This is a genomic window from Bradyrhizobium sp. 137 (assembly GCF_023074095.1).
In the GTDB taxonomy this organism is placed as follows: Bacteria; Pseudomonadota; Alphaproteobacteria; order Rhizobiales; family Xanthobacteraceae; genus Bradyrhizobium.
Genome location: NZ_JADPKU010000106.1, coordinates 1 through 1,009, shown reverse-complemented (window position 1 = coordinate 1,009; position 1,009 = coordinate 1). Strand labels below are relative to the sequence as shown.

The following is a 1,009-nucleotide window of genomic DNA, read 5'->3' as shown; positions in this document are numbered from 1 at the left end:
AGAACAGGCATGGCCGCTTCCGGCAGAGCGATCTCTTCCGTCGCGTGTTCGAGAGCGTGCTGCGGCGCTGCATCGAGGAACGACTGGTCGGCGGTGAAGGATTTGCAGTCGATGCGAGCCTAATCAAGGCCGATGCCAATCGGCAGAAGGGGATCGAAGGCGATAAGGGACTTCCGCCGGAGGCTGCCGGCCGAGCAATCGACGAGTATCTGGCTGTCCTCGATGATGCTGCTTTCGGAGCTGCGACCGAGGTTACCCCGAAGTTCGTATCGCCCTCCGACCCGGCGGCGCGCTGGACGGGGGCGCACGGCGGCCAAGCGTTTTTCGCCTATTCGACGAACTACCTGATCGACATCGAGAACGCGATCATCGTCGATGTTGAGGCAACGACCGCAATCCGGCAGGCGGAGGTATTGGCCGCTAAGCGCATGATCGAGCGCTCGCTGGCGGTTTGATCTCTATCCGAGCCGGCTCCTCGGTGACAGCGGCTATGGCTCGGCCGAGATGCTCGCCTGGCTGCTCTATGAGCGCGGCATCGAGCCGCACGTTACAGTCTTCGATAAGTCGGCCCGCACAGATGGGATCATCTCGCGCGACGACTTCACCTATGACCATGCCGGTGACATCTATCGTTGCCCTGGTGGCAAAGTTCTTACCACGACCGGAACGTTGGTGAATGATGGTGCCACCATGCTTTACCTCGCCAGCAAGCGCGATTGTGATCGATGCGCATTGAAGGCTCGGTGTTGCCCCAAGCAGGCTTCACGGAGAGTGCCGCGCTCGATCTACGAGGGCGCTCGCGACATGGCGCGCCAGATCGCGAGATCGTGGGAGGGAGGCACCTCGCGCCGGCTCCGCAAGAAAATCGAGATGTTGTTCGCGCACCTCAAGCGCATTCTCAAGCTCGACCGTTTGCGTTTACGAGGTCCAAACGGCGCGCGTGACGAGTTCATCCTCGCAGCCACCGCCCAAAACCTTCGAAAGATGGCCAAGCTGATCCCGATGCCCA

At 61.1% G+C, this 1,009-nt stretch carries 1 pseudogene; it reads left to right on the top strand.

The annotated features are described in order from the left end of the window. Positions 1-1,009, top strand: a pseudogene (locus IVA78_RS28680) (IS1182 family transposase); the annotation flags it as partial.